This window comes from Paracoccus yibinensis, from assembly GCF_030846195.1.
GTDB lineage: Bacteria > Pseudomonadota > Alphaproteobacteria > Rhodobacterales > Rhodobacteraceae > Paracoccus > Paracoccus yibinensis.
Window position 1 is genome coordinate 463,710 of record NZ_JAVCWH010000003.1, and the last position, 24,870, is coordinate 488,579.

The following is a 24,870-nucleotide window of genomic DNA, read 5'->3' on the forward strand; positions in this document are numbered from 1 at the left end:
TGATGAGGATATGATGCTTCGAACGCTGACTTTGGCCTTCACGATGGCCCTTGCCGCTTCGCTGCCCGCCCTGGCGCAGGATGGCCCCTTGAAGATCGAGATCACCGATGGTGTGACCGAACCCATGGCCATCGCCATTCCCGCCTTCCATGGCGACGCCGCCGTGGCGCAGCAGATCCGCGACGTGGTGGCCGCCGATCTGACCGGCACCGGCCTGTTTCGTGAAATTCCCCGTGACGCCCAGGTCGCCCGTCCGGCCAGCTTCGGCGAGGCGATCGCCTATGAGGACTGGCGTGCGGTCAGCGCCCAGGCGCTTGTCTCGGCCGAGGTGACGCAGGCGGGCGACGCGATCAGCGTCAAGTTCAGGCTGTACGACGTCTATGCCGGTCAGGCGCAGGGCGACGGGATGCAGTTCGATGCCCGCGCGACCGACTGGCGCCGGGCCGCGCACAAGATTGCCGACCAGATCTATGCCCGCCTGACGGGGGAACAGCCCTATTTCGACAGCCGCGTGGCCTTTGTCCAGGAAACCGGGCCGAAGGACGCGCGGATCAAGCGCATCGGCGTGATGGATTACGACGGCCAGAACATCCTGTGGATGACCGACAGCTCCTCGCTGGTGCTGGCGCCGCAGTTTTCGCGCGACGGGCGGCGGCTGGTCTATACCAGCTTCGACAGCGGCTTTCCCCAGATCCGCGTGCTGGACATCGCCACCGTGTCGTCGCGCGCGCTGACGCAGGACGCGAACAGCATGGCCTTTTCGCCCCGGTTCAGCCCGGACGGGCGCTGGATCGTCTATTCCCGCGAACAGGGCGGCAATACCGACATCTGGCTGATGGATGCCGCATCGGGGGCGCAGCGGCCGCTGGTCCAGTCGCCCGCCATCGACACCGCGCCCAGCTTCAGCCCCGACGGGCAGCGGATCGTGTTCGAATCCGACCGGTCCGGCAATCCGCAGCTGTATGTGGTGGGCGTGAACGGGGGCGAGCCGTCGCGGATCAGCTTTGGCGACGGACGCTATGGTTCGCCCGCCTGGTCGCCCAAGGGGGATCTGATCGCCTTTACCAAGCAGGTGGGCGACCGGTTCCACATCGCGACGATGCGCACCGACGGGTCGGCGGAAAAGACCCTGACGGAATCTTTCCTTGACGAGTCCCCGACCTGGGCCCCCAATGGCCGCGTGGTGATGTTCACGCGGGTGGCGCCGGGGGGGAACGGACAGCCGCGCCTGCATTCGGTGGACATCACCGGGCGCAATATGCGACCGCTGAGCCTTGACTTTGCTGCCTCGGATCCCTCTTGGGGTCCATTGATGCCCTGAAGCCCCGCGCCATAAGGATGACCCGATGATCGCCTGGAAAAAGCCTGCTGCCGCCACCCTGCTGCTGACCCTTGCCGCCTGCGCGCAGCCCGCGCCGCCGGTGACGCAGACCGTCGTGGACCCTTACGCCAATGCGGCGGGCGGCGCGCTGTATCAGGGCGATCTGGCGGGCGGCACCCTGGGGGCGGAAGCGACGCCCCAATATTTCAACGACACCGTGGGAAACACGGTGCTGTTCGCCGCAAACCAGACCGCCCTCACTTCCGAGGCGCGCACGATCCTGGCCCGGCAGGCGCAATGGCTGAACACCCATACCGGCTTCAGCGCCGTCGTCCAGGGCCATGCCGAGGAAACAGGCACGCGCGAATACAACCTGGCGCTTGGTGCGCGGCGGGCCGGCGCGGTGCAGGAATACCTGATTGCCCAGGGCGTCAGCCCGGACCGTCTCCGCACGCTGAGCTTCGGCAAGGAACGCCCGCGGGAAGTCTGCTCGGACGAGGCCTGCTATGCCCAGAACCGCCGCGCCGTCACGGTGGTCAGCGCAACGGGGGCCGGGTCGTGATCACCCGCGCCATCGCCGCGGCCCTTCTGGCGGCATCGCTGGCTTGGCCGGCGATGGCCCAGGAGCCGACCCTGGCCGACCTGCGCGCCGACCTGAACGATCTGCGCGCCCAGGTGCAGACGCTGCGGGGCGAACTGGTCGCATCGGGCGCGGCGGGATTCCAGGCGGCGGGGGGCGATGCTGCTATCGACCGCATGAACGCGATGGAACAGCGGCTGGCCCGGCTGACCGACCGGACCGAACAGCTGGGGAACCGCATCGACCGGATCACCGCCGATGCCAGCCGCCGCATCGCCGACATCGAGTTCCGCCTGTGCGAGATGGACGAGGGCTGCGACCTTTCGGCCCTGACCATGCAGGATCTGGGCCGCAGCGGCAGCCCTGTTCCGAACCTGGGTCCGGCAACACCCCAGACCCAGCAAGGCAAACCTGCAGGGGCAGGCGAGAAGGCCGATTTCGATGCTGCCCAGCAGGTCATGGCAAGCGGCGACTTCCGCAGGGCGGCCGACATGTTCGGGGCGGTGGCGGAAACCCATGCCGGCGGCGCGCTGACGGCCGAGGCCTTGTTCCTGCGCGGCGCGGCGCTTGACAGCGCGGGCGATGCCAAGGGCGCGGCTGCCGCCTGGCTGGAGGGCTTTGCCGCCGATCCCGATGGGCCACGCGCCGCGGAAAGCCTGCTGGGCATCGCACGGGTGATCGAGGCCGAGGGGGACGCGACGGCGGCCTGCCTTTACCTGGCCGAAATTCCGGCGCGCTTTCCCGGCAGCCCCTTCGCCGCCGAGGCGGAAACCCGGCTCAGCCGACTGGCCTGCGGAGCCAACGACCTGGGCGCCCTGCCGCCCGCAGCCAACCCCGAGGCCGAGGCCGATCTGGCCGAACATCAATAGACGCGCCATGACCCTGCCCCCCACCGATCCGGTCTTTCGCGTTCATGCCGCCTTGGACCGGCTGGCGGGCGACATGCCGGCGATCGGCGTCGCGGTGTCGGGGGGCGGCGATTCCGTGGCCTTGATGCACATGATTGCCGACTGGGGCCGGGGCCGCAGGATCATGGTCGCCACTGTCGATCACGGCATTCGGCCGGAAAGCGCGGCCGAGGCGCGGCAGGTCGGCCGTGCCGCCCGTGCGCTTGGTCTTTCCCATGCCACGCTGGTCTGGCAACGCGGGACGGAAACCGGAAACCTGATGGCCAATGCCCGCGACGCACGGCTTCGCCTGCTGTCCGGCTGGGCGCAGCGCAACGATCTGCCCGCAGTTGTCCTTGGGCATACAGCGGATGATCAGGCCGAAACCCTGCTGATGCGCCTGGGTCGGGGATCGGGGATCGACGGGCTGGCCTCGATGGCGGAATGGCGCGATGCCTTCGGCACCCGCTGGCTGCGCCCGATGCTGGGGGTGGGCCGGCAGGATTTGCGCGACTGGCTGCGTCTGCGAGACATTCCCTGGGTGGACGATCCCAGCAACGACAATGAGGACTTCGACCGCATCCGCGTCCGCCGCGCCATCTCGGCCATGGGCCTGGATATTGCCGCCTTGGCCCGCGCCGCGAATCATATCCAGGAAGCGCGCGATGCGCTGTCCCATTACGCCGCCCATGCCGCGCGGGAAGCCGAGGCGTATAACGGCAGCCTCACCCTGCCTCGCCGCGCCTATGGCGATGCACCTTCGGAAATTCGCCGCCGCCTGATCGTGGCCGCCTGCCGCTGGATCACCGGCGCGGATTATCCGCCGCGCCGCAATACGGTCCTGCACGCGCTGAACGCCATCGCGACCGGCCACCGCGTCACGCTGGACGGCGCGCTGATCGAACCGGCGGGCGATCGGATCCGGCTGTTCCGCGAAGCCGCCGCCGCCCTGCGCGCACCAGATGTTCAGGATGGCATCTGGGATAACCGCTGGCATGTCAGCGGCTTGAAGCCCGGACAGCATGTCGCGGCGCTTGGGATGGGCGAAGTCGCGCGGGTCAAATGGCGCTTGTCTGGCCTTGGCCGGGACGAGGCTGCCGCCACCCCCGCCATCTGGGAAGGCGACCGGCTGATCGCCGCCCCCCTGATCCGTCCCATGGCGCCCTATGATGTGCGGCCCGTGCGTGTTGCGTCACATTTCCGCAGGCTTGTCATGGCGCATTGAACCTGCGCCGATAATCCCTATTTTCAAGCCAAACCGCTTTCTGCCGGAGGTCCGATTTGGGCAACGCACGCAACCTGGCCTTCTGGGTCGTCCTTTTCCTGATGATCCTGGCGCTGTTCAACCTGTTCAGCGACGGCGCGACGACCATGAACAGCCGGCAGATCAGCTATTCCGATTTCATCCAACGCGTCGAGAACGACCAGGTTTCCGCCGTCACCATCGACGGCGAGGAACTGGCGATCACCGGCACCGACGGGAACCAGTATGTCACCGTCCGTCCGCAGGGCGAGGATATCTCGGACCGCCTGATCGCCAAGAACGTCGATGTGAAGGTCGTCCGCCAGCAGCAGTCGGGCTTCATGTCCCTGCTGGGCGTCTGGCTGCCCTTCATCCTGCTGATCGGGGTCTGGATCTTCTTCATGAACCGGATGCAGGGCGGCGGCAAAGGGGGCGCGATGGGCTTTGGCAAGTCGCGCGCCAAGCTCTTGACCGAAAAGCATGGCCGCGTCACCTTCGACGACGTGGCGGGGATCGACGAAGCCAAGGAGGAGCTTGAGGAGATCGTCGAGTTCCTGCGCAATCCGCAGAAGTTCAGCCGCCTGGGCGGCAAGATCCCGAAGGGCGCGCTGCTGGTCGGCCCTCCGGGCACCGGCAAGACCCTGCTGGCCCGCGCCATTGCGGGAGAGGCGGGCGTGCCCTTCTTCACCATCTCGGGGTCCGATTTCGTCGAGATGTTCGTGGGCGTCGGTGCCAGCCGCGTCCGCGACATGTTCGAGCAGGCCAAGAAATCCGCCCCCTGCATCGTCTTCATCGACGAGATCGACGCCGTGGGCCGCGCGCGCGGCGTGGGCATCGGCGGCGGCAACGACGAACGCGAACAAACGCTGAACCAGCTTCTGGTCGAAATGGACGGGTTCGAGGCCAACGAAGGCATCATCATCGTCGCCGCGACCAACCGCCGCGACGTGCTGGACCCCGCCCTGCTGCGCCCGGGCCGCTTCGACCGCCAGATCCATGTCCCGAACCCCGACATCAAGGGGCGCGAGAAGATCCTGTCCGTCCATGCCCGCAAGGTGCCGGTCGGTCCCGACGTGGATCTGCGAATCATCGCGCGCGGCACGCCCGGCTTCTCGGGCGCCGACCTGATGAACCTGGTGAACGAGGCCGCGCTGATGGCCGCCCGCATCGGCCGCCGCTTCGTCAGCATGGAAGATTTCGAGAATGCCAAGGACAAGGTCATGCTGGGCGTCGAACGCCGCAGCATGGTCCTGACGCCCGAGCAGAAGGAAAAGACCGCCTATCACGAGGCGGGCCATGCCGTCGTCGGCCTGTCGCTGCCCAAATGCGATCCGGTCTACAAGGCGACGATCATCCCGCGCGGCGGCGCGCTTGGCATGGTGGTCAGCTTGCCGGAAATGGACCGCCTGAACTTCCACAAGGACGAGGCCAAGCAGAAGCTGGCCATGACCATGGCCGGCAAGGCCGCCGAGATCATCAAGTATGGCGAGGAAGGCGTTTCGAACGGTCCCGCCGGCGACATCCAGCAGGCCAGCCAGCTGGCCCGCGCCATGGTGATGCGATGGGGCATGTCCGACAAGGTCGGCAACATCGACTATGCCGAGGCGCATGAGGGCTATAACGGCTCGACCGGGGGCTTCTCGATCTCAGCCGCGACCAAGGAGTTGATCGAGCAGGAAGTTCGCGACCTGATCGAGCAGGGCTATCAGGAAGCCCGCCGTATCCTGATCGAGAAGGAAGCCGAGTTCGAGCGCCTGGCCCAGGGCCTGCTGGAATACGAGACCCTGACGGGCGAGGAGATCGGCAAGGTCCTGCGGGGCGAACCCCTGGGCGGCGACGACGACATGCCGGGCAGCCTGATCCCCTCGGTCACCGCGATCCCCAAGGCGGGCAAGCCCGCCACGAGCGGCGATCCCGCCCCGGCATGACCTTCCAAAACCCCGGCCATCCGCGCCGGGGTTTTTCTTTGGTCTTGCACCCCGGTGCGGTCCGGTGCATCCCCCTGCCAGCTAATTGGAGGGTCCGATGCGGATCGAGGACATCCTGGACATGGCGACGCTGCGCGCCCGTATTGACGAACTGGACGAACAGCTTGTGGACCTTCTGGCGCAGCGTCACGCGCTGATCGCCCAGGCGGCCCGGATCAAGGAACGGATCGGCCTGCCCGCGCGCATTGATGATCGGGTCGAGGAGGTTGTCGCAAATGCGGGCCGTCACGCCGCATCGCGCGGGCTGGACCCCGCGCTGATCGAGAATATCTGGCGGCAACTGGTCGAAGCCGCCATCGCGCAGGAAGACCGCCATCTGAACGGAGACCGCCCTTGACAGCAACCACGCCCACCCCGGCCACTCTGATCGACGGCAAGGCCTTCGCCGCCGACCTGCGCGCCCGCATCGCCACGCAGGTCCGGTCGATGAAGGACAGCGGCATCACGCCGGGACTGGCGGTGGTGCTGGTGGGCGAGGATCCGGCAAGCCAGGTTTATGTGAACTCCAAGGGGCGGATGACGCGCGAGGTCGGCATGAACTCCTACGAGCACCGTCTGCCGGCTGAAACATCGCAGGACGACCTGCTGGCGCTGATCGACCGCCTGAACGCCGATCCGGCCGTCAACGGCATCCTGGTCCAGCTTCCCCTGCCCCGGCACATGGACGAGGCGGCTGTCATCAACGCCATCGAGCCAGGCAAGGACGTGGACGGGTTTCACATCCTGAACGTCGGACGTCTGGCGACGGGGCAGAAGGCCATGGTGCCCTGCACGCCGTTGGGCTGCCTGATGCTGCTGCGCGATCACCTGGGCAGCCTTGCTGGCAGGAACGCCCTGGTGATCGGGCGCAGCAACATCGTCGGCAAGCCCATGGCGCAACTGCTGCTTCGCGACAGCGCGACCGTCACCGTCGCCCATTCGCGGACAGCGAACCTGCCCGACCTGTGCCGCCAGGCGGATATCGTGGTGGCGGCCGTCGGCCGCGCGCATTTCGTGCAAGGCGACTGGATCAAGCCGGGCGCCGTGGTGATCGACGTGGGGATCAATCGCACCGATGACGGACTGGTCGGCGATGTCGATTTCGAGGCCGCGGCCAGCGTCGCCGGGGCAATCACCCCGGTTCCCGGGGGTGTCGGCCCGATGACCATCGCCTGCCTTCTGGCAAATACGCTTACCGCCACGGCCCGCGCCAATGGCCTGCCCGACCCCGAAGGGCTGACCCCCTGACGCGCCAGAGGCTTCGCTCCTCCTGATCCCGCCGGGATATTCATTGTCCGCAACGGGGCATGAAGAAGTTTAGTCAATCGGCGCGATCACGGTGTAGATCTCTGCGTAAGTTCGCGCTTTGTGCTGCGCTGAAGAACGGACAGCCGAGAACTGACGCAAGCGTGCAGCTGCGGCGCCAGTGCTTGAAAGCGGCCGTCGGATAGCCTCAGCATGTTTTTTCCAGAGTTGCCTGACAGGCATTGACCCAGGCCCCGCAGGCTTCGGCACAGATCCGGCTGCTCGTGCTTCCCGGCACGCTTCAGCGCAAGCCTGGATGGCGGCTCGAAGATCCTCGACATTGGATCCGGTGCGCCGGGACGCCATCGCTCCGCAATCGGAATTGAACCGGTTTCATCAATATTCTTCCGTCAGACTCCCGATATTCCCTGTCGCCCTCCCCCGCGCGGCAGGAACGCCAGGGTGCCCAATCTGGGCAGGTGCTGCCTATCCAGAGCCTGGCCGCGGCGGTAGCTGGTGACATCGGACTCAGATCGGAGGGGGCAATGTTCGATCCAGACCTGTTTCGACTCGATGGCCATGTGGCCGTCGTCACCGGCGCCGGCGCCGGCATCGGGCGGGCAATCGCCCGTGTGTTCTCGGGAGCCGGCGCCTCGGTGGTGGTAAGCGACCTGAAGGCCGAAACGGCCGAAGCGGTCGCCGCAGAGATCGTCGCCGACGGCGGCGAGGCGGTGGGCCTTGCCTGCGACGTGACCAGGGAATCCGACCTTGAAGCGGTGGTGAAGACGGCGCTCGACCGGTTCGGCAAGCTCTCGATCCTCGTCAACAACGCGGGCGGGGGCGGGCCGAAGCCCTTCGACATGCCGATGGACACATTCCGCTGGGCTTACGAGTTGAACGTCTTCTCCTTGTTCCGGCTGACGCAACTCGCCGCGCCGCACATGGCGGCCGCCGGAGAGGGCGCAGTGCTCAACATTTCCTCGATGGCGGGCGAGAACAAGAACCAGAGGATGGCCTCCTACGCCTCGTCGAAGGCCGCAGTGAACCACCTGACGCGGAACATCGCCTTCGATCTTGGCGCGATGGGCATCCGCATCAACGCCATCGCCCCGGGCGCGATCAAGACCGACGCGCTCGCCTCGGTCCTCAACCCCGATATCGAGAAGGCGATGCTGAAGCACACGCCGCTCGGGCGGCTCGGCGAGGCCGAGGACATCGCCTACGCCGCGCTCTTCCTCTGCGCGCCGGCGTCATCCTGGATCTCGGGGCAGGTGCTGACCGTCTCGGGCGGCGGCGTTCAGGAACTCGACTGACCGGGCGCTCGCCCAAGACGCAAAGGACATCATCATGAGCTACGACCCCTTCTCGGAATTTCGGCTGGACGGCCATAACGTCATCATAACCGGCGGTGCGCAGAACATCGGTGCGGGCATTGCGAAATCGCTCTCGGGCGCGGGTGCGAGGGTGATGATCGCCGATCTCAACGGCGACATGGCCGCGGAAACTGCGGGAAAGATTGCGAAAGAGACTGGCAACGAGTGCCTCGGCATGGCCTGCAACGTGACCAGCAAGGACGATATCGACGCCGTGGTGAAGGCGACGGTGGACGCCTTCGGCGGGATATCGACGCTGGTCAACAACGTCGGCTGGGGTGAGCGCCAGCCCGATCCGGCCGCCATTCCCGAGGATGTGTTCCTTGACTCCTACAAGCTCAACACGATCAGCGCCTACCGGATGAGCATGGCTTGTCTTCCCTATCTGGAGAAGGCCGAGAATGCCTCGATCACCAATTCGGGTTCGTTTTCGTCGGCAATCCCGGCCTACGACATCCTGCCCTATGCGACCGCCAAAGCCGCGTTGAACCAGATGATGGTTTCGCTTGCGCATTTGCTGAACAAGCGGGTTCGGGTGAACTCGGTCCTGATCGGCACGGTGATCACGGCCGGCTACGCCGATGCCGGCATCACGCCCGAGATGCAGGAACGGATGATGAAGCCCGACACCCTGACCGGTCGCCCCGGCCGGCCCGAGGACGTCGCAAATGCCATGCTCTGGCTCTGCTCGCCCGCCGGCGGATGGATCAGTGGACAGACGATCAACGTTCACGGCGGCGGCTCGGTGCACAGGCTCTTCGGGCGATGAGCTTCAGGGGCCTCCCCGGTTTGCATGTCGCGCTTTGCGCCGCGGCGCTGGCGGTCGCCCTGCCCGCGGCTGCCCAGGACAGCGGCGCTGGACTCGGCGGCCCGGACGGTGTGCCGCTCCTCTCCGCGGCCGAGACGCGGGTCGTAAGCTCTGTCGGCCTGCGCACCACCGGCTCTACCGGCGACGCGGCGCGCGATGCCTCGATCCTTGCCGAGGCGCGCCGGCGCCTTGGCCTGCGGCCTGGCGACCGGTTGACGCAATCTGCGCTCGATACCGCCCAGTTGCGCCTCGGCGCACTCGCCGGCGTTGCCTCGGTCGAGACCCGACTTGACGCTATCGCCAACGAACCCTCGCACGCGCAGGTGGAAGTGACGCTTTCCCTTGCCCCGGCCGACGCGTTCGAAGGGCCGACGGGTATGCTGGCAGGCGGCGGGCGCGCGGCCTTCCCGATTCTGTGGCAGGACCAGAACAGCCTTCTTCGCTTCCACCTGAACGGTGGCATCGGGATCTATTCCGACGGCAACGCATGGTTTGGCCGTCCAGAGGTCTTCACCCTCGGCAATCCGCTGGTCGAAGATCCCGCGACGGGCGCGCAAACCGGCTCGCGGGCAAGTTGGGCGGAAGCCTTTGTCGAGTTCGGCCTGTCCGGCGTAACACAGCTTGGCGACTCGAACTTTGCACTCTACGGCGCCACGACGGCGATCGCGCCCCTTGCGGTCGGGCAGGACATCTTCCGCGGCGACACGCGCTCGTCCATCGATGTTGAAAAGGCCTATGCCGGTCTGCTCTGGGGAACGGACGACAGGCGGCGCAGCGTCAATCTGTCCTTCGGGCGGCAGAACTTCACCCTGAATGACGGCTTTCTCGTCTCCCAGTTCGGCTCGCAGTGGAACGCCGGACCGCGGCCTGCCGTCTATCTTGCGCCCCGGACGGCGCACGACTTCGCCGCCATCGGGACTGTCAAGTACGATGACTGGACGGCGACCGCCTTCTACCTCGATCCGAACGAATACGAGCCGCTGGAAAGCGATACGGTGCTTGCCGGCGGCAATCTGCGCTATGCGTTCACCGACAGGTTCTGGGTCGATGCCTCGCTTATCCGTGTGCTTGAATCGAAGACCCGCTATGCCGCCCCAGGTGGCGCTGTCGGCACGCGCGAGGGACTGACCACCCTCGCTGCCCACTTGCGCTGGGCCGATCCCGAGGTGGCACCGGGCGTCTGGGTCGAAGGCGAGATCGCGCACCAGAGGCACGACGATTTCGACATGGACGCCTGGGGCGGCTATGCGTCCTTCGGCTACATCGCCCGGGATCTGCCGTGGAGCCCGAGCCTCAGCTACCGCTACGCCGCGCGCAGCGGCGATGACCCGGACACCGCCACATACGAGCGTTTCGACCCGCTGTATGCCGGCGGCCTGTCGGAGTGGCTGGAGGGCGTGTCGATCAGCAAGGCGCTGAACCCGGCGAACCGCGCCACGCACCGGCTCCGGCTGAACCTCGCGCCCGACCCGCGCCTGAATCTTACGTTCGACTGGCATCTGCACCGGGCGCTCGAACTCAACAACCTTGGCGCCAACCCGGCACTTGCGACGCTCTCGAGCCACGACCTCGGGCAGGAATTCTCGTTCACGGCACGCTATGCGCTTTCCGAAAACATCTTCCTGCTGGGCATTGCCTCGGTCGGACGCCCCGGCAGGGCGATCCGCGACGCCACTCCCGGGCCGGACGAGCCGTGGACCACCCTGCAGACACATCTTTTCTGGACTTTCTGACCTGTTCAAACAACGGATCCAGACATGACATCCACTGCACAAGACCTGCCTGAACCTGCGGCGCTCCTGAAAAGCTCCGCGACCACCGGCCTCGTCAATGCTCTCATCAACGGCGCGATCCAGGCCTTTCTCATGGCAGGGCATGGCCCTGTCGCGCTTTCGGCCGACGCGATCGGCACCGAGGAACATACCGTGCTCGGCACCGCCGTCCTGCTTGCGACGATCCTTGCGATGATCCTGACGGCTGTCGGCCATCTGACCCTGAAGGTGCCGAGGCGGCCGTTCCTGCCTGACGGGCTGTGGCTGGTGGTCAAGCACGGTTTGTTTGCATTCGGGGCGGTCATCGCCGCAGCCGTCCTCTGGCAGCGGCTCGCGGGCACCGTCGTCGTCGGTGTGCCCGTGGCGGTCGCCGTTCTTGCTGTCATCGCCGGGATCGTGGCGGCCACCGTCCACTACATGACGATCATCGCGGCCACCGCGCCGCGTCGGTAACCTCCTCAGAAGACCAGCCGCTCGCTGCGCGCCACGATATCGGCTGCTCGATACGGGCAGGTTGTCCGCCCATGACCCCGCGTTACGTGATAGGCTTGCGGCGGAATCGGCCCGCGTTTCCGGGTGCTTGGCAGAGGAGGCCGCCATGCAGCACACAGCGCCCCGGAGCAGGTCGGCCCGGCGCGCCGACGAGGTTCTTGCCGCCTTCGAGGGCGACTACATGGCTTACCAGTATTGCTGGGTAGAGTTCTTCATCGAGCATTTGGCCGACCTCAGCCGGATCTTTCGCGGCGACCTCCAGTCGATGATGGTGCTGGCGCTTGTGGGACAGGTCACCATCCGGGCGACCCGCACCGCGGTGAAAGCCGGAACCGACCCTGCCGCGATACCTGCCGAGCGGCTCAGCATCAGCGCGTCGCGCATTGCCGACGTTACGGGCATCCCGCGAGAGACGGTGCGGCGACGTCTGGCCGCACTTGAACGGAAGGGCTGGCTGGTCCGAACCGGCGATGCCGCCTGGAAGCTTGCGATGGCCGATGGCATCGCCGCGGCCCGCCTTGACCTTGCCGCGATCGACAGGCGGGCCATGGTGCGCCTCGCCAGGCTCTTCGCCGACTTCGAGGTGCTGGTGGAGGCGCATACCAGGCGGCAGGCCGAGCAGGCTTGCGCGGAGGGTGCCCAGGATGGGCAGGCAGACCCTCCCCGGGACGCCGGCTGACGCCGTAATCTCGTGACTGCCGAGGCCGGTGGCGCGTTCCGCATCGCCTGCCTCAACGAGCAGATGTCTAAGGAACAAGCGCAATGACCGAGATGCCATGGGGCGCCCTGTTCGGGCTTCTCTTCATGACGATGGGCCCGATCCGGGCCATTGCCGTCTTTTCGAAGGTCGGCGACAGCGACGCGGCGCCCGGGGTGCGCGGGCTGGCTGGTCGGGCGGCCCTGCTGGTTGCCGGGGCCTTCGCACTTACCGTTGTGATCGGCAATGCGGTATTGGGGGCCTGGGGCGTCAGCTTCCCTGTCTTGATTGCTGCGGCCGGCCTTGTGCCGGTGGCGCTGTCACTGCAGACCCTGCTTGTGCCGGCCGTGTCTGGCCCGCCGCTCGACGCTGCGCAAACCCCCGCCGCAGCCGTAGCCTTTCCCGGCCTCTTTCCCCCGATCGCCGTGTCGGTGCCGCTGATCTTCGCCACGCCCTTTCCGGGCTGGGAGACGAAGTTCGGCATCCTCGCACTTGGCCTTGGGCTGATCGCCGTCAACTGGCTTCTGATGCTGCGGGCGAAGGCGATCCTCGGCGCGATCGGCCCCGTGCCGCTCCAGCTTTTCGGCGCGGTGTTCGGCGTGCTTCAGCTGGCGCTCGGCCTCCAGTTCATCCGTGACGCGGTGGCGATGCTTGGCGCCGCGCCCGCTTTCTGACCGGTGGAGGACACCATGATCCGACGTAATATCCTGAAATCCCTGGTCGCAGCGGCCAGCGGGGCCGGCGGGCTTGGCCTGACGCAGGCCACGGCCGGGGCCGAGGGCGAGAGCCCTGTTCCCCCGCTTGGCAACTACGCCCAGGCCTGGGATCCGGCCGACCCGGCCGTGCCTGGCCGCCTTGGCATTGCGCCGATGCCCGACGATTACTTCGTGCCGGGCCGCTTTGCCGGCAAGACGGTCATCGTCACGGGCTGCGCCCGAGGCATGGGGCGCGGCGCGGCCTGGCGGCTGGCGCGCGAGGGGGCGAACGTCGTCGGCGTGGACTGGCTGGAGGCGGAGGGCCGCGCCACGATGGAGCAGATCGCCGCTGCCGGTCATCCCACGCGCTTCGTCGCGGGCGACGTGGCCGAGGACGCCATCTGCGCGCGCATGGTCGCGACGGCAGTCGAGGCCTTCGGCGGTCTTGACGCCGCGCTCAACAACGCGGGCGTGATGGATGGCGTCCATTCCGGGGCGCCGATCGATTACGCTACGCAAAAGGATCGTGTCTTTGCGCCGATCCACGAGGCGACGGATGAATACTGGGATGCGGTCTTCCGAACGAACGTCAAGGGCGTGTTCCTGTCGATGCGCCACGAACTGCGGCAGATGCTGGCGCAGGGGCGCGGCGGCGCGATCCTCAACGTGGGGTCGATCGCCGGGCTTGCCGGGCTTGCCGGCAACCCTGCCTATGTCGCCTCCAAGCACGCGGTGAACGGGATCACCCGCAACGCGGCGGTGGACTACGCGCCCTGGGGCATCCGCGTGAACTCGGTGAACATGGCCGCGACCGACACGCCGATGATCGCCCGCGCCGGGGCGCTTGTCGCCGCGCAGAACGCCGCCGCCGGGCCGGGCCCGGCGATGGGCCGGCTCAAGACCATGTCCATCCTGGCCTACGCAGACCAGGCCCGCCGTCCCGCGACCGTGGCCGAGCAAGTCTCGATGATGGTCTATCTCCTGTCGCCCGAGTCCGGGAACATGACCGGTGCGACCTATGCGACCGATGGCGGCTGGACGGCCTTTTGAGGTGCCCTTTGCCCGAAACGATCCCGCTTCAGGCAGGCCAAGGACCTCCTTGACGGCGCCACAGCAAAGGACGCCCCGCGGCCTGACTGTGCCGGTGGCCCTCGCCGACAACACGCTGCGGCCGCATGTCAGAATAGCCGAGCCCGCGCAGGGTTCCGCGTGTCGATCTTTCCGTCATGTCTAAACGACTGCCCTCAAGGGTGGCCACGGGCAAGATCGCTGACAAATAGTGCCCGCAGAACCATCACGATCGGCGTGGTAATCTGCGCCTCATGGCAAAGGCGGGGACGCCGATGACCGTGTGCGAAGCAGGCGCCTCATCCTTCACGGGATGGGGCGTTCTTCATCTTTGCAGCGGACTGCAAATTTTCCGGCGGAGTCGCACAAGGAATGACAAGGCCAGCGTCCCCTGCCCTTCAGCCGTCGAAAAGACTGCCCTGCGAAGGCAAGGTCGGCGCCGCAAGCCCCAGATGGCGCCAAGCACCTGCGGTCAACTGCCGCCCGCGCGGCGTCCGCGCAACCAGGCCCTGTTGCAGCAGATAAGGCTCGATCACCTCCTCGATCGCATCGCGGCTTTCGGACAGGGCGGCGGACAGCGTTTCCACCCCCACCGGACCGCCGCCGTAATGCTCGGCCATCTGCAGCAGATAGCGCCGGTCCGCGCCGTCCAGCCCCATGTCGTCCACGCCCAGCCGGGTCAGGGCGGTGTCCGCGATCTGCCGCGTCAGCCGCCCGTCGCCTTCGACCAGGGCGAAGTCCACCACCCGGCGCAGCAGCCGCCCGGCAATCCGGGGCGTGCCGCGCGCGCGGCGGGCGATTTCGCGCGTGCCATCGGGATCGGCGTCGATGCCCATCAGCCGCGCCCCCCGCTGCACGATCAGGTCAAGTTCGGGAATGGTATAGAATTCCAGCCGCGTGGGAATGCCGAACCGGTCGCGCAGCGGCGTCGTCAGCAGGCCAAGGCGGGTCGTGGCGCCCACCAGTGTGAAGGGCTGCAGTTCGATCCGAACGGTGCGGGCCGCCGGGCCTTCGCCGATGACCAGATCCAGCTCGAAATCCTCCATCGCGGGATAGAGAACCTCCTCGACCGCAGGGTTCATGCGGTGAATCTCGTCGATGAAAAGGACGTCGCGGGCTTCCAGGTTCGTCAGGATCGCCGCCAGATCACCCGCCCGCGCCAGAACGGGGCCTGATGTCATGCGGAAGTTCACGCCCAGTTCGCGCGCCATGATCTGCGCCAGTGTGGTCTTGCCCAGACCGGGGGGGCCGAAGAACAGCGTGTGGTCCATCGCCTTGCCGCGCATCCGGGCGCTTTCGATGAAGACGCGCAGGTTTGCGCGCGCCTCGGCCTGGCCCACGAATTCGGACAGCATCTGCGGGCGCAGGGCGCGGTCCTCGGAGTCGCTGTCCATCGGCTCGGGGCGGAGGGTCGGGTCGGGATGGATCATCCGCGCCCCCAGGGACCATCGTCGCGGCCGCTGCGGGGGATGGGGGACGCGCGTTCCGCCATGGCAGGCCGTCCCTCAAGCGCCATCAGCCGGGCAATGCGGTCCTCGGTCGCGGGATGGGTGGCGAACAGGCGGTCCATGCGCAGCCCGCCCAGCGGATTGATGATGAACATCGACGCGGCCGCCGGGTTCTTTTCCGCCGGGATGTTCAGCGTGCGCCCCGCCAGTTGCGAGATCTTCGCCAGGGCCGAGGCCAGCGCCTGCGGCTGCCCGCTGATCCGGGCGCCGGTGGCGTCTGCCTCGAATTCCCGGGTGCGGGAAATCGCCATCTGCACCATCATGGCGGCCATGGGCGCGAAGATCATGGCCAGGATCGCCCCCAGCCCGCCGCCCCTGTCGTCGCGCCCGCCGGTGAACAGCATCATGTTGCCCATCATCGCGATGGCCCCGGCCATGGTCGCTGTGACGGTCATGGTCAGGGTGTCGCGCTGCTTGATATGGGCCAGCTCATGGGCGATCACGCCTGCGATTTCGTCCCGCGACAGGCTGCGCACCAGCCCCTGCGTCACCGCCACGGCCGCGTTTTCCGGGTTGCGGCCGGTGGCAAAGGCATTGGGCTGTTCGGTCGGCAGCAGATACAGCTTGGGCATCGGCAGGTTCGCGCGCCGGGCCAGTTCGGCGGTCATGGCATAAAGATCGCCGCCCTGCTGCGGCGACAGTTCCACCGCCCCTTGCTGACGCAGGACCATCTTGTCGCTGTTCCACCAGGAAAAGACATTCATGCCACCGGCCAGCAACAGCGCGACCACCGCGCCGCCCTGTCCGCCCAGCATCCAGCCCAGCACCATGACCAGGGCGGTCATGGCGGCCATCAGGATGAAGACCTTGGCGTTCCCGTGCATCGGCGTCCCCTATTCCTTCGGTGCCAGCAGGCGCAGCGCGGCGCGGATCAACGCGGGGGTCTGGAGGTTGGGTTCCCGCGCCTGCGCCTGCGCCTCGGCCACGGCCTGCGCGGCCTCGCTGGCAGCATAGCCCAGATTGGTCAGCGCGGACAGCGCGTCGGATGTCGCGCGCGCGGCCAGCATTGCGTCCGATGGCGCCGCGGGCTTGGCGGCGGCGGCAGGTTCGGGAACAGCCATGCCGCCGGTGTCCGCCTCGACCAGCGGCACGCCCATGTCCACCGTCAGCGTCGCGCCAAGCGCCATGACCGAAGGCGCCTTGTCCTTCAGTTCCAGCACAACCCGCTGCGCCAGCTTCGGCCCGACGCCCTGCGCCTTGCGGACGGATGCCCAGTCACCCAGGGCAATCGCCCGGCCCAGGCCTTCCGGCCCCAGGGTGCCCAAGATCGCCAGCGAGACCTTGGCCCCCACGCCCTGCACGCCCGTCAGCAGCCGGTGCCATTCCTTTTCCAGCATCGACGTGAAGCCGAAGAGTTGCAGCAGATCCTCGCGCACCATCAGGTCGGTATAGAGCGCCACCGCCTGGCCCACCGGCGGCAGGCTGGCCGCGGTGCGTTCGCTGACATGGACGATATAGCCCACGCCGCGCACGTCGATCAGCACGTGGTCGCGGGCGCGGTGCAGGATGATCCCGGCGATGCGGCCGATCATGCCGTTCTCGCAATGCGCAGGGTGCGGCCTTGCAGGTGGCGGGCGTGGCAGATGGCGATGGCCAGCGCGTCTGCGGCGTCCGCGCTGTCGAAGGTGACGCCGGGAAGCTGGACCTTGACCATGTGCTGCACCTGTTCCTTGCCCGCATGACCCACGCCGACCACGGTCTTCTTGACGGCGTTCGGGGCATATTCGCCGATCGCCAGCCCGGCCTCGGCCGGAGCCAGCAGGGCAATGCCGCGCGCCTGGCCCAGCTTCAGCGTGCCGACGGCGTCCTTGTTCACGAAGGTCTGCTCGACCGCAGCGGCGTCCGGTGCATGGGCCGTAATGACCGCCGTCAGACCGCGATAAAGCTGCAGAAGGCGCACACCCAGATCCCCCGCATCGGTCTGGATCACGCCATTGGCCACATGGCGCAGGCGCGATCCGTCAACCGCGATCACGCCCCAACCCATGTTCCTCAAGCCCGGGTCGATGCCCAGAACACGCATGAACTGCCCTTTCGGTTTTCCGCAGACCTAGCACGAAAAGAGAACATTTGCCTAGAGGCCAAACCTGCACCGGGGGCGCTTCGCCCCCCGGACCCCCAGAGGATACTTGCGCACAGAAGATGAGGCGTCACTCCTCGACCACGTCCAGAACGCCCGGCACCGCGCGCAGGGCCTGGCGGGCAGGGGTGGTCAGGGGGGCGTCATTTGCGACCTCGATCTCGATCACCTCGTCACCCTCGCGGATGCGCAGCAGAACGGGGCCGCGCGAGCGGGCGGGCACGGTGATTTCGGTGCGGATGCGGGCCAGCGTTTCGGCCAGCCGGGCGATGGTGTCGCTGCCCTGCATTTCCACGGCAAGGCAGCCCGCGCCCGCATCGGCGACGACGTTTTCCAGCAGATCGACGGAATTCGCCAGCATCTTGACCCCGTCTCCCGACGGCTCGACCTTGACCTGCAACACCACGTTCCGCCCCGGTTCCAGGCGGTCGCGCGATGCGGTCAGCAGGTCGGAGAACACCGTGACTTCGTAAAGCCCGGTCGGATCGGACAGGCTGACAAAGGCATAGGGCGTGCCCTTGGCCGACTTGCGTTCCATCCGCGCGGCGACCGTGCCCGCGATGCTGGCGACCAGCGGGCCGCCCAGGGCCTCCTGGCTGATCTCGGCCAATGTCAGGACCTTCTTGCGCTTCAGCGCGGGCAGGTAGTCGTCCAAAGGGTGGCCGGACAGGTAGAAGCCCACGGCCTTGTGTTCCTCGGCCAGCTTTTCGGTGGGCAGCCAGACGCCGGTGATGGGCGCGCGGGGCGGCGGCAGATCCTCGCCCCCGCCGAACAGCGATGTCTGGCTGGAGGCCGCCTGGTCCTGCACCGCCGCCGACCAGGCACACAGCGCGTCCAGCCCCTTGACCACCCGGGCGCGGTTGTCGTCCAGCACGTCGAAGGCACCGGCACGGGCCAGCATCTCCAGCGGGCGCTTGCCCACGCGCTTCATGTCCACGCGGCGGGCGAAGTCGTGGATGTCGCGGAAGGGGGTGTCGCCCCGCGCATCATGGATCAGCTTCATCGCGTCCACGCCCACGCCTTTCAGCGCGCCCAGGGCGTAATGGATGCGGCCCTCGCGCACGCTGAAGGTGGGGGCCGAGCGGTTGACGCAGGGCGGCACGATGGCGATCCCCATGCGGTCGCATTCGCGTTTGTAGATCGCCAGCTTGTCGGTCAGGTGGATGTCGCAGTTCATCACCGCGGCCATGAATTCGACCGGGTGGTTCGCCTTCAGCCATGCCGTCTGATAGCTGACCACGGCATAGGCCGCCGCGTGGGACTTGTTGAAGCCATAGTTGGCGAATTTCTCCAGCAGGTCGAAGACCTCGCCCGCCTTCTTGGCGTCCACGCCGTTCGCCACCGCGCCATCGACGAATTTCGGGCGTTCCTTGGCCATCTCGGCGGCGATCTTCTTGCCCATGGCGCGGCGCAGCAGGTCGGCGCCGCCCAGCGAATATCCCGCCATGACCTGGGCGATCTGCATCACCTGTTCCTGATAGACGATGATGCCCTGCGTCTCGGCCAGGATCGGGTCGATGCTGGGGTGCAGCGATTCCAGTTCCCGCAGCCCGTTCTTGACCTCGCAATAGGTCGGGATGTTCTCCATCGGGCCGGGACGATAGAGCGCCACGAGCGCCACGATATCCTCGATGCAGGTGGGGCGCATCCGGCGCAGCGCGTCCATCATGCCCGAGCTTTCGACTTGGAACACCGCCACCGTCTTGGCGCTGGCGAACAGGTCGTATGTCGCCTTGTCGTCCAGCGGGATCAGGTTGATCTGGTTCTCGGTCCCCGGCGCCGGATCGTAAAGCTTGCGTCCGTCGGCCGCGACATGCAGGGGGCGCCCGCCCCCGTTGATCAGGTCCACGGCGTTCTGGATCACGGTCAGCGTCTTGAGGCCCAGGAAGTCGAACTTCACCAGCCCGGCCTGTTCGACCCATTTCATGTTGAACTGCGTGGCCGGCATGTCGGATGCCGGATCGCGGTAAAGCGGCACCAACTGGTCCAGGGGCCGGTCGCCGATCACCACGCCCGCCGCGTGGGTGGATGCGTTGCGGTAAAGCCCTTCAAGCTGCTCGGCATAGTCCAGCAGGCGCTTGACGACCTCCTCCTTGGCGGCTTCGCGCAAGCGGGGTTCGTCGGCACGGGCCTTGGCGATGCTGACGGGCTTCACGCCCTCGACCGGGATCATCTTGGACAGGCGGTCCACCTGGCCGAAGGGCATCTGCAAGACGCGGCCCACGTCGCGCACGGCGGCCTTGGACAGCAGCGCGCCGAAGGTGATGATCTGGCCCACCTTCTCGGCCCCGTATTTGCCCTGGACGTAGCGGATCACTTCCTCGCGCCGGTCCATGCAGAAGTCGATGTCGAAATCCGGCATGGACACGCGTTCGGGGTTCAGGAAGCGTTCGAACAGCAGGTTGTAGCGCAGGGGGTCAAGGTCGGTGATCGTCAGCGCATAGGCCACCAGCGACCCCGCGCCCGACCCCCGGCCCGGCCCCACGGGAATGTCGTGTTCCTTGGCCCAGCCGATGAAGTCGGCCACGATCAGAAAATAGCCTGGAAATCCCATCTGCTCGATGATGCCCAGCTCGAATTCCAGCCGGTTGTGGTATTCCTCGACGCTGACGGCATGGGGGATGACGGCCAGCCGCCGTTCCAGCCCCTCGCGGGCCTGGCGGCGCAACTCGCTGACCTCGTCATCGGCAAAGCGCGGCAGGATCGGGGCGTGCTTTTTCACGGCGAAGGCGCAGCGGCGGGCGATCTCAACCGTGTTTTCCAGCGCCTCAGGCAAGTCGGCGAACAGCACGGCCATTTCCTCGGCCGACTTGAAGTAATGCTGCGGCGTCAGGCGGCGGCGGGGCTGCGACTGGTCCACATAGGCCTTTTCCGCGATGCAGATCAGGGCATCATGCGCCTCGAACATCTGAGCCTTCGGGAAATAGACATCGTTCGTCGCGACAAGCGGCAGGGATTTCGCATAGGCAAGGTCGATCAGCCCGGATTCGGAAGCGGCCTCGGGGGGCATCAACTGGCCGTTCTCGCCGGGGTGGCGCTGCAATTCGACGTAAAGGCGCGTCGGGAAAGCGGCGGCCAGCCGGTCGGCCAGGGCATCGGCCTTGTCGCGTTGCCCTTGCGCGATCAGGCATCCCAGTGGCCCCGTCGCACCGCCGGTCAAGCAGATCAGGCCCTCGGCATGCTTGCACAGTTCGTCGACCGTGACATGGGGCAGCGCACCGCCGTCGCGCAGGTAAAGGCAGGTGGACAGCGCCATCAGGTTCAGCCAGCCCGCCTGGTTCTGCGCCAGCAGGACCACAGGCCCTGTGGCGCCGTCCTGAAGCGTGATCTGGCAGCCGACGATCGGCTGGACCCCCTTGTCCATCGCCTTCACGCTGAATTCCAGCGCCGCGAACATCGCATTGGTGTCGGTCAGCGCGACGGCAGGCATCCCTGCATCTGCAGCCAGGCCGGGCAGCTTGCCCACGGGAATGGCGCCTTCCAGCAACGAATGCTCGGAATGTGTGCGGAGGTGGATGAATCGGGGGGGTTTTGCGGCCATGCAAGACGTCTATCGCAACCTGCCGAAACAGCGCAATTGCCCTGGACGTCACTTGCGCGATAAGCATGTGTAAGGATTTGACCAAGGGGACAAAGTTTGATCGACGCGGCAGTTTTCCAAGCCAAGGGGATCGGCAAATCCTATCCCGGCGTCCGCGCCAATGACGGTGTGTCCTTTACGGTCGCCCCAGGCGAGATCCACGCCCTTCTGGGCGAAAACGGCGCGGGCAAATCCACGCTGGTCAAGATGATCTATGGCCTGGTCCGCCCCGACGATGGGGAAATGGTGCTGAACGGCCAGCCACACCACCCCGCCGATCCCCGTGCCGCGCGCGCGGCGGGCGTGGCGATGGTCTTCCAGCATTTCAGCCTGTTCGACGCGCTGACGGTCGCGGAAAACATCGCCCTGGGCATGGAGAACCCGCCGCCCCGGCGCGAGTTGTCAGACCGGATCGCGCAGGTCAGCCAGGATTTCGGCCTGCCGCTGAACCCCGCCCGCCGCGTCGTCACTCTGTCGGCGGGCGAGCGCCAGCGGGTCGAGATCATCCGCTGCCTTCTGCAGAACCCGCGCCTGCTGATCATGGACGAGCCAACCAGCGTCCTGACCCCTCAGGAAGCCGAACTGCTGTTTGCGACCTTGCGCAAGCTTGCCGACCAAGGGACCGCGATCCTTTATATCAGCCACAAGCTGGAGGAGATCCGCACCCATTGCGACCGCGCCACGATCCTGCGCGGCGGCCGCGTGGTGGACAGTTGCGATCCGCGCGAACATTCCGCCCGGACGCTGGCCGCGATGATGGTCGGGGGCGAGATGCGCCCCATCGACCGCAGCGGGCGGCAGGCGGGTGACGTTCTGCTGCAGGTCCGCGCCCTGTCCCAACCCGCCCCCACGGCGGAAGGGACGGCGCTGAAATCCGTTGCGCTGACGCTTCGCGCGGGCGAGATCCTGGGCATCGGCGGCGTCGCCGGGAACGGCCAGGACGAACTGCTGGCTGCGCTCTCGGGCGAGATTCGCAGCGCCCCCGGCACGATCCTGCTGGAGGGCGCGGACCTGTCCCGCCATGGTCCCGAGGCGCGCCGCAGCGCCGGCCTTCTGGCCGCGCCCGAGGATCGGCTGGGCCATGCCGCCGTCCCGGATTTCAGCCTGACCGACAACACGCTGCTGACCGCAGGCGCGCGCAAGGGACTGGTCCGCAAGGGGATGATCGACCGCGCCGCCGCCCGCGCCTTTGCCGAAGCGGTCATTCGCGCCTTCGACGTTCGCACCCCTGGCCCTGGGACCGCTGCCAAGGCCCTGTCCGGCGGCAACCTGCAGAAATTCGTGATCGGGCGCGAGGTCATGCAGGCCCCCCGCGTGCTGGTGGTGAACCAGCCCACCTGGGGCGTCGATGCGGGCGCCGCCGCCGCCGTGCGCCAGTCGCTGCTGGATCTGGCGCGGTCCGGGGCGGGCGTCATCGTGATTTCACAGGATCTGGACGAACTCTTGGAACTCTCCGACCGCTTCTGCGCGCTGAACGAAGGCCGCTTGTCCGCCCCCCGCCCGACCGACGGGCTGACGCTTGACCAGATCGGCCTGATGCTGGGCGGCGCGCATGGCATGGAAGTCGCCCATCTATGATCCGCCTCGTTCCCCGCTCTGATACCCCTGCCCTGCTGCAGGTCGCCACGCCCGTGATGGCGGTGCTGGCGACGATGATCGCGGGCGGCATCCTGTTCGCCATCATGGGCTATGACCCCGTCGCCGCCATCAAGACGATCTTCTGGGACCCGCTGTTCGGCCTGGCGGCCAGCTATTCCCGCCCGCAACTGCTGGTGAAGGCCGCGCCCCTGATCCTGATCGCCTCGGGCCTCGCCGTGGGCTTCCGCGCGGGCATCTGGAACATCGGGGCCGAGGGGCAATACATCATCGGCGCCATCACCGGCGCCGCCGTGGCGCTTGCCGCCTATCCCGCGCCCGAGATGTGGATCTTCCCCGCCATGGTCATCGCGGGCGCGGCAGGGGGTTGGGCATGGGGCATGATCCCGGCCCTGCTGCGCAACTGGTTCGGCGCCTCCGAGATCCTGGTCTCGCTGATGCTGGTCTATGTCGCACAGCGCATCGCCGCCTGGATGGCCTTTGGCCCGATGAGGAACCCCGAAGGCTTCGGGATGCCCGGATCGCGCAACCTGCAACAGTATCCCGCAGCCTCGAACCCGGAACTGATCGCCGGGACCGGCGCGCATTGGGGCGTGGTCGCGGCAGCCGCAGCCGTGCTGGCGACCTGGTTCCTGATGTCGCGCCATATCCGAGGCTTCCATATCCGCGCCGCCGGCACCGCCCCGCGGGCTGCGCGTTTTGCGGGAGTGAGGCCGGAAACGCTAGTGGCCTTCTGCCTGGGCCTCTCGGGCGCGCTTGCCGGAATGGCCGGGCTGTTCGAGGTCGCGGGCCCCGCAGGCCAGATCACCGACAAGGTCGGCGTGGGCTATGGCTTTACCGCGATCATCGTGGCCTTCCTGGGCCGGTTGCATCCGGTGGGCATCCTTCTGGCGGGGCTGCTGCTGGCCTTGACCTATATCGGCGGGGAACTGGCGCAATTGACGATGAACCTGCCCGCCGCGACCGTGCAGGTCTTCCAGGGGATGCTGCTGTTCTTCCTGCTGGGCTTCGACCTGCTGACCCGATACCGCATTGCCCGGAGGGTCACGGCATGATCGACCCCATCGCCCTGTTCCTGCTGCTTCTGTCTGCTTCCACACCCATCCTGTTCGCCGCCCTGGGCGAGTTGGTCGTCGAACGCGCGGGCGTCCTGAACCTCGGGGTCGAGGGGATGATGATCATGGGCGCCCTGTCGGGCTTTGCCACCGCCCATTACAGCGGCAACGCCTTCCTGGGCTTCGCCGCAGCCGCCCTGGCCGGTGCCCTGGTCGCCCTGCCCTTCGCGATCCTGACGCAGTTCCTGATGTCGAACCAGGTCGCATCCGGTCTGGCGCTGACGCTGTTCGGGCTGGGGCTGGCCGCGCTGTTCGGCAAGCCGGTCGAGGGGGTGAAGGCACCCACGATGGCCGCGGGACCGCTGGGCCTCAACTGGATCGTCTGGCTGGGTCTGGCGATGGTGCCCGCGATCTGGTGGTTCCTGAACCGGTCGCGCGCGGGCCTGATTCTGCGCGGGGTGGGCGAGAACCACGACGCGGCCCATGCGCTTGGCTATGACGTGCGCCAGGTGCGCCTTGCCGCCATCGCCTTTGGCGGAGCCATGGCGGGCGTGGGCGGGGCCTTCATTTCCATCGCCACCGTGCTGCAATGGACCGAAGGCATGACGGCGGGCGCGGGCTGGATCGCGCTTGCCATCGTGGTCTTTTCCAATTGGACCGCACCGGGCGTGCTGGCGGGCGCATGGCTTTTCGGCGGGGTCACCGTGCTGCAACTGCGCCTTCAGGCGGCGGGCGTGCGGGTGCCGGTGCAGCTTCTGTCCATGGCGCCCTATCTGGCGACGATCATCGTGCTGGTCGCCATTTCGGCCCGGCAGAAATTCAGCCGCCGCGCAGGCGGCGCGGCCCCCGGATCGCTGGGGCAGGATTTCCACGCCCTGCGCTGACAGCGCCGGGCCAATCACA

General features: G+C 67.2%; 22 protein-coding genes. 17 read left to right on the top strand and 5 right to left on the bottom strand.

Annotated elements, in window-relative coordinates; all coding sequences use genetic code 11:
* The first annotated feature begins 13 nt into the window (after positions 1-13).
* From tolB to RAH32_RS09515, 14 genes are all read left to right on the top strand, one after another.
* Positions 14-1,321, top strand: coding sequence for a Tol-Pal system beta propeller repeat protein TolB (gene tolB, locus RAH32_RS09450; RefSeq protein WP_306607750.1), 1,308 nt, complete (start codon positions 14-16; stop codon positions 1,319-1,321).
* Positions 1,322-1,346: 25 nt separating this feature from the next.
* The gene (gene pal, locus RAH32_RS09455; RefSeq protein ID WP_306607424.1) at positions 1,347-1,883 is read left to right on the top strand and encodes a peptidoglycan-associated lipoprotein Pal; all 537 of its coding nucleotides are present in this window, start codon (positions 1,347-1,349) and stop codon (positions 1,881-1,883) included.
* Positions 1,880-2,770 carry a tol-pal system YbgF family protein gene (locus tag RAH32_RS09460; protein WP_306607426.1) on the top strand — a complete coding sequence of 297 codons (891 nt, stop codon included), beginning with the start codon at positions 1,880-1,882 and terminating at the stop codon, positions 2,768-2,770. The genes pal and RAH32_RS09460 overlap by 4 nt, the downstream gene beginning before the upstream one ends.
* A gap of 7 nt (positions 2,771-2,777) precedes the next feature.
* Positions 2,778-4,013, top strand: a complete 1,236-nt coding sequence (gene tilS, locus RAH32_RS09465; protein WP_306607428.1) for a tRNA lysidine(34) synthetase TilS — start codon at positions 2,778-2,780, stop codon at positions 4,011-4,013.
* 56 nt (positions 4,014-4,069) lie between these two features.
* On the top strand, positions 4,070-5,959 hold the full coding sequence (gene ftsH / locus RAH32_RS09470; protein WP_306607430.1) for an ATP-dependent zinc metalloprotease FtsH: 1,890 nt from the start codon (positions 4,070-4,072) through the stop codon (positions 5,957-5,959).
* Between the two features lie 97 nt (positions 5,960-6,056).
* A complete protein-coding gene (locus tag RAH32_RS09475) occupies positions 6,057-6,356 on the top strand; it encodes a chorismate mutase (RefSeq protein WP_306607432.1) in 300 nt (99 codons plus the stop codon).
* Positions 6,353-7,246, top strand: a complete 894-nt coding sequence (gene folD, locus RAH32_RS09480; protein WP_306607434.1) for a bifunctional methylenetetrahydrofolate dehydrogenase/methenyltetrahydrofolate cyclohydrolase FolD — start codon at positions 6,353-6,355, stop codon at positions 7,244-7,246. Before RAH32_RS09475 ends, folD begins: the two co-directional genes overlap by 4 nt.
* Before the next feature lie 542 nt (positions 7,247-7,788).
* Complete coding sequence (gene hdhA, locus RAH32_RS09485) at positions 7,789-8,556, top strand: 7-alpha-hydroxysteroid dehydrogenase (RefSeq protein WP_306607436.1); 768 nt, start codon at positions 7,789-7,791, stop codon at positions 8,554-8,556.
* A gap of 34 nt (positions 8,557-8,590) precedes the next feature.
* A complete protein-coding gene (locus RAH32_RS09490; protein ID WP_306607438.1) occupies positions 8,591-9,385 on the top strand; it encodes an SDR family oxidoreductase in 795 nt (264 codons plus the stop codon).
* Positions 9,382-11,157 (top strand): alginate export family protein, encoded by a 1,776-nt coding sequence (locus tag RAH32_RS09495; protein WP_306607440.1) that lies wholly within the window; start codon positions 9,382-9,384, stop codon positions 11,155-11,157. The genes RAH32_RS09490 and RAH32_RS09495 overlap by 4 nt, the downstream gene beginning before the upstream one ends.
* A 24-nt stretch (positions 11,158-11,181) precedes the next feature.
* Entirely contained in the window at positions 11,182-11,649 is a 468-nt protein-coding gene (locus RAH32_RS09500) for a hypothetical protein (protein WP_306607441.1), read from the top strand.
* Positions 11,650-11,794: 145 nt separating this feature from the next.
* On the top strand, positions 11,795-12,367 hold the full coding sequence (locus RAH32_RS09505; protein WP_306607443.1) for a helix-turn-helix domain-containing protein: 573 nt from the start codon (positions 11,795-11,797) through the stop codon (positions 12,365-12,367).
* 83 nt (positions 12,368-12,450) lie between these two features.
* A complete protein-coding gene (locus RAH32_RS09510) occupies positions 12,451-13,059 on the top strand; it encodes a hypothetical protein (protein ID WP_306607445.1) in 609 nt (202 codons plus the stop codon).
* A gap of 15 nt (positions 13,060-13,074) precedes the next feature.
* Positions 13,075-14,130, top strand: a complete 1,056-nt coding sequence (locus tag RAH32_RS09515; RefSeq protein ID WP_306607447.1) for an SDR family NAD(P)-dependent oxidoreductase — start codon at positions 13,075-13,077, stop codon at positions 14,128-14,130.
* A 416-nt stretch (positions 14,131-14,546) separates the two neighbouring features.
* Here the strand turns inward: RAH32_RS09515 and ruvB are convergent, their stop codons facing one another.
* From ruvB to dnaE, 5 genes are all read right to left on the bottom strand, one after another.
* Positions 14,547-15,578, bottom strand: a complete 1,032-nt coding sequence (gene ruvB / locus RAH32_RS09520) for a Holliday junction branch migration DNA helicase RuvB (RefSeq protein ID WP_306607449.1) — start codon at positions 15,576-15,578, stop codon at positions 14,547-14,549.
* Complete coding sequence (gene htpX / locus RAH32_RS09525) at positions 15,575-16,480, bottom strand: zinc metalloprotease HtpX (RefSeq protein ID WP_306607451.1); 906 nt, start codon at positions 16,478-16,480, stop codon at positions 15,575-15,577. The genes ruvB and htpX overlap by 4 nt, the downstream gene beginning before the upstream one ends.
* 9 nt (positions 16,481-16,489) lie before the next feature.
* Entirely contained in the window at positions 16,490-17,188 is a 699-nt protein-coding gene (ruvA, locus tag RAH32_RS09530; protein ID WP_306607452.1) for a Holliday junction branch migration protein RuvA, read from the bottom strand.
* Positions 17,185-17,679, bottom strand: coding sequence for a crossover junction endodeoxyribonuclease RuvC (gene ruvC / locus RAH32_RS09535; RefSeq protein WP_306607454.1), 495 nt, complete (start codon positions 17,677-17,679; stop codon positions 17,185-17,187). The genes ruvA and ruvC overlap by 4 nt, the downstream gene beginning before the upstream one ends.
* A 127-nt stretch (positions 17,680-17,806) precedes the next feature.
* A complete protein-coding gene (gene dnaE, locus RAH32_RS09540; RefSeq protein ID WP_306607456.1) occupies positions 17,807-21,277 on the bottom strand; it encodes a DNA polymerase III subunit alpha in 3,471 nt (1,156 codons plus the stop codon).
* A gap of 99 nt (positions 21,278-21,376) precedes the next feature.
* Here dnaE and RAH32_RS09545 point away from each other — a divergent pair, with 99 nt between their 5' ends.
* The 3 genes from RAH32_RS09545 to RAH32_RS09555 are packed head-to-tail and all read left to right on the top strand — an operon-like array spanning position 21,377 to position 24,851.
* Positions 21,377-22,894, top strand: coding sequence for an ABC transporter ATP-binding protein (locus RAH32_RS09545; protein ID WP_306607752.1), 1,518 nt, complete (start codon positions 21,377-21,379; stop codon positions 22,892-22,894).
* Entirely contained in the window at positions 22,891-23,967 is a 1,077-nt protein-coding gene (locus tag RAH32_RS09550) for an ABC transporter permease (RefSeq protein WP_306607458.1), read from the top strand. Before RAH32_RS09545 ends, RAH32_RS09550 begins: the two co-directional genes overlap by 4 nt.
* Positions 23,964-24,851 (top strand): ABC transporter permease, encoded by an 888-nt coding sequence (locus tag RAH32_RS09555; RefSeq protein ID WP_306607460.1) that lies wholly within the window; start codon positions 23,964-23,966, stop codon positions 24,849-24,851. The genes RAH32_RS09550 and RAH32_RS09555 overlap by 4 nt, the downstream gene beginning before the upstream one ends.
* Positions 24,852-24,870 lie beyond the last annotated feature (19 nt).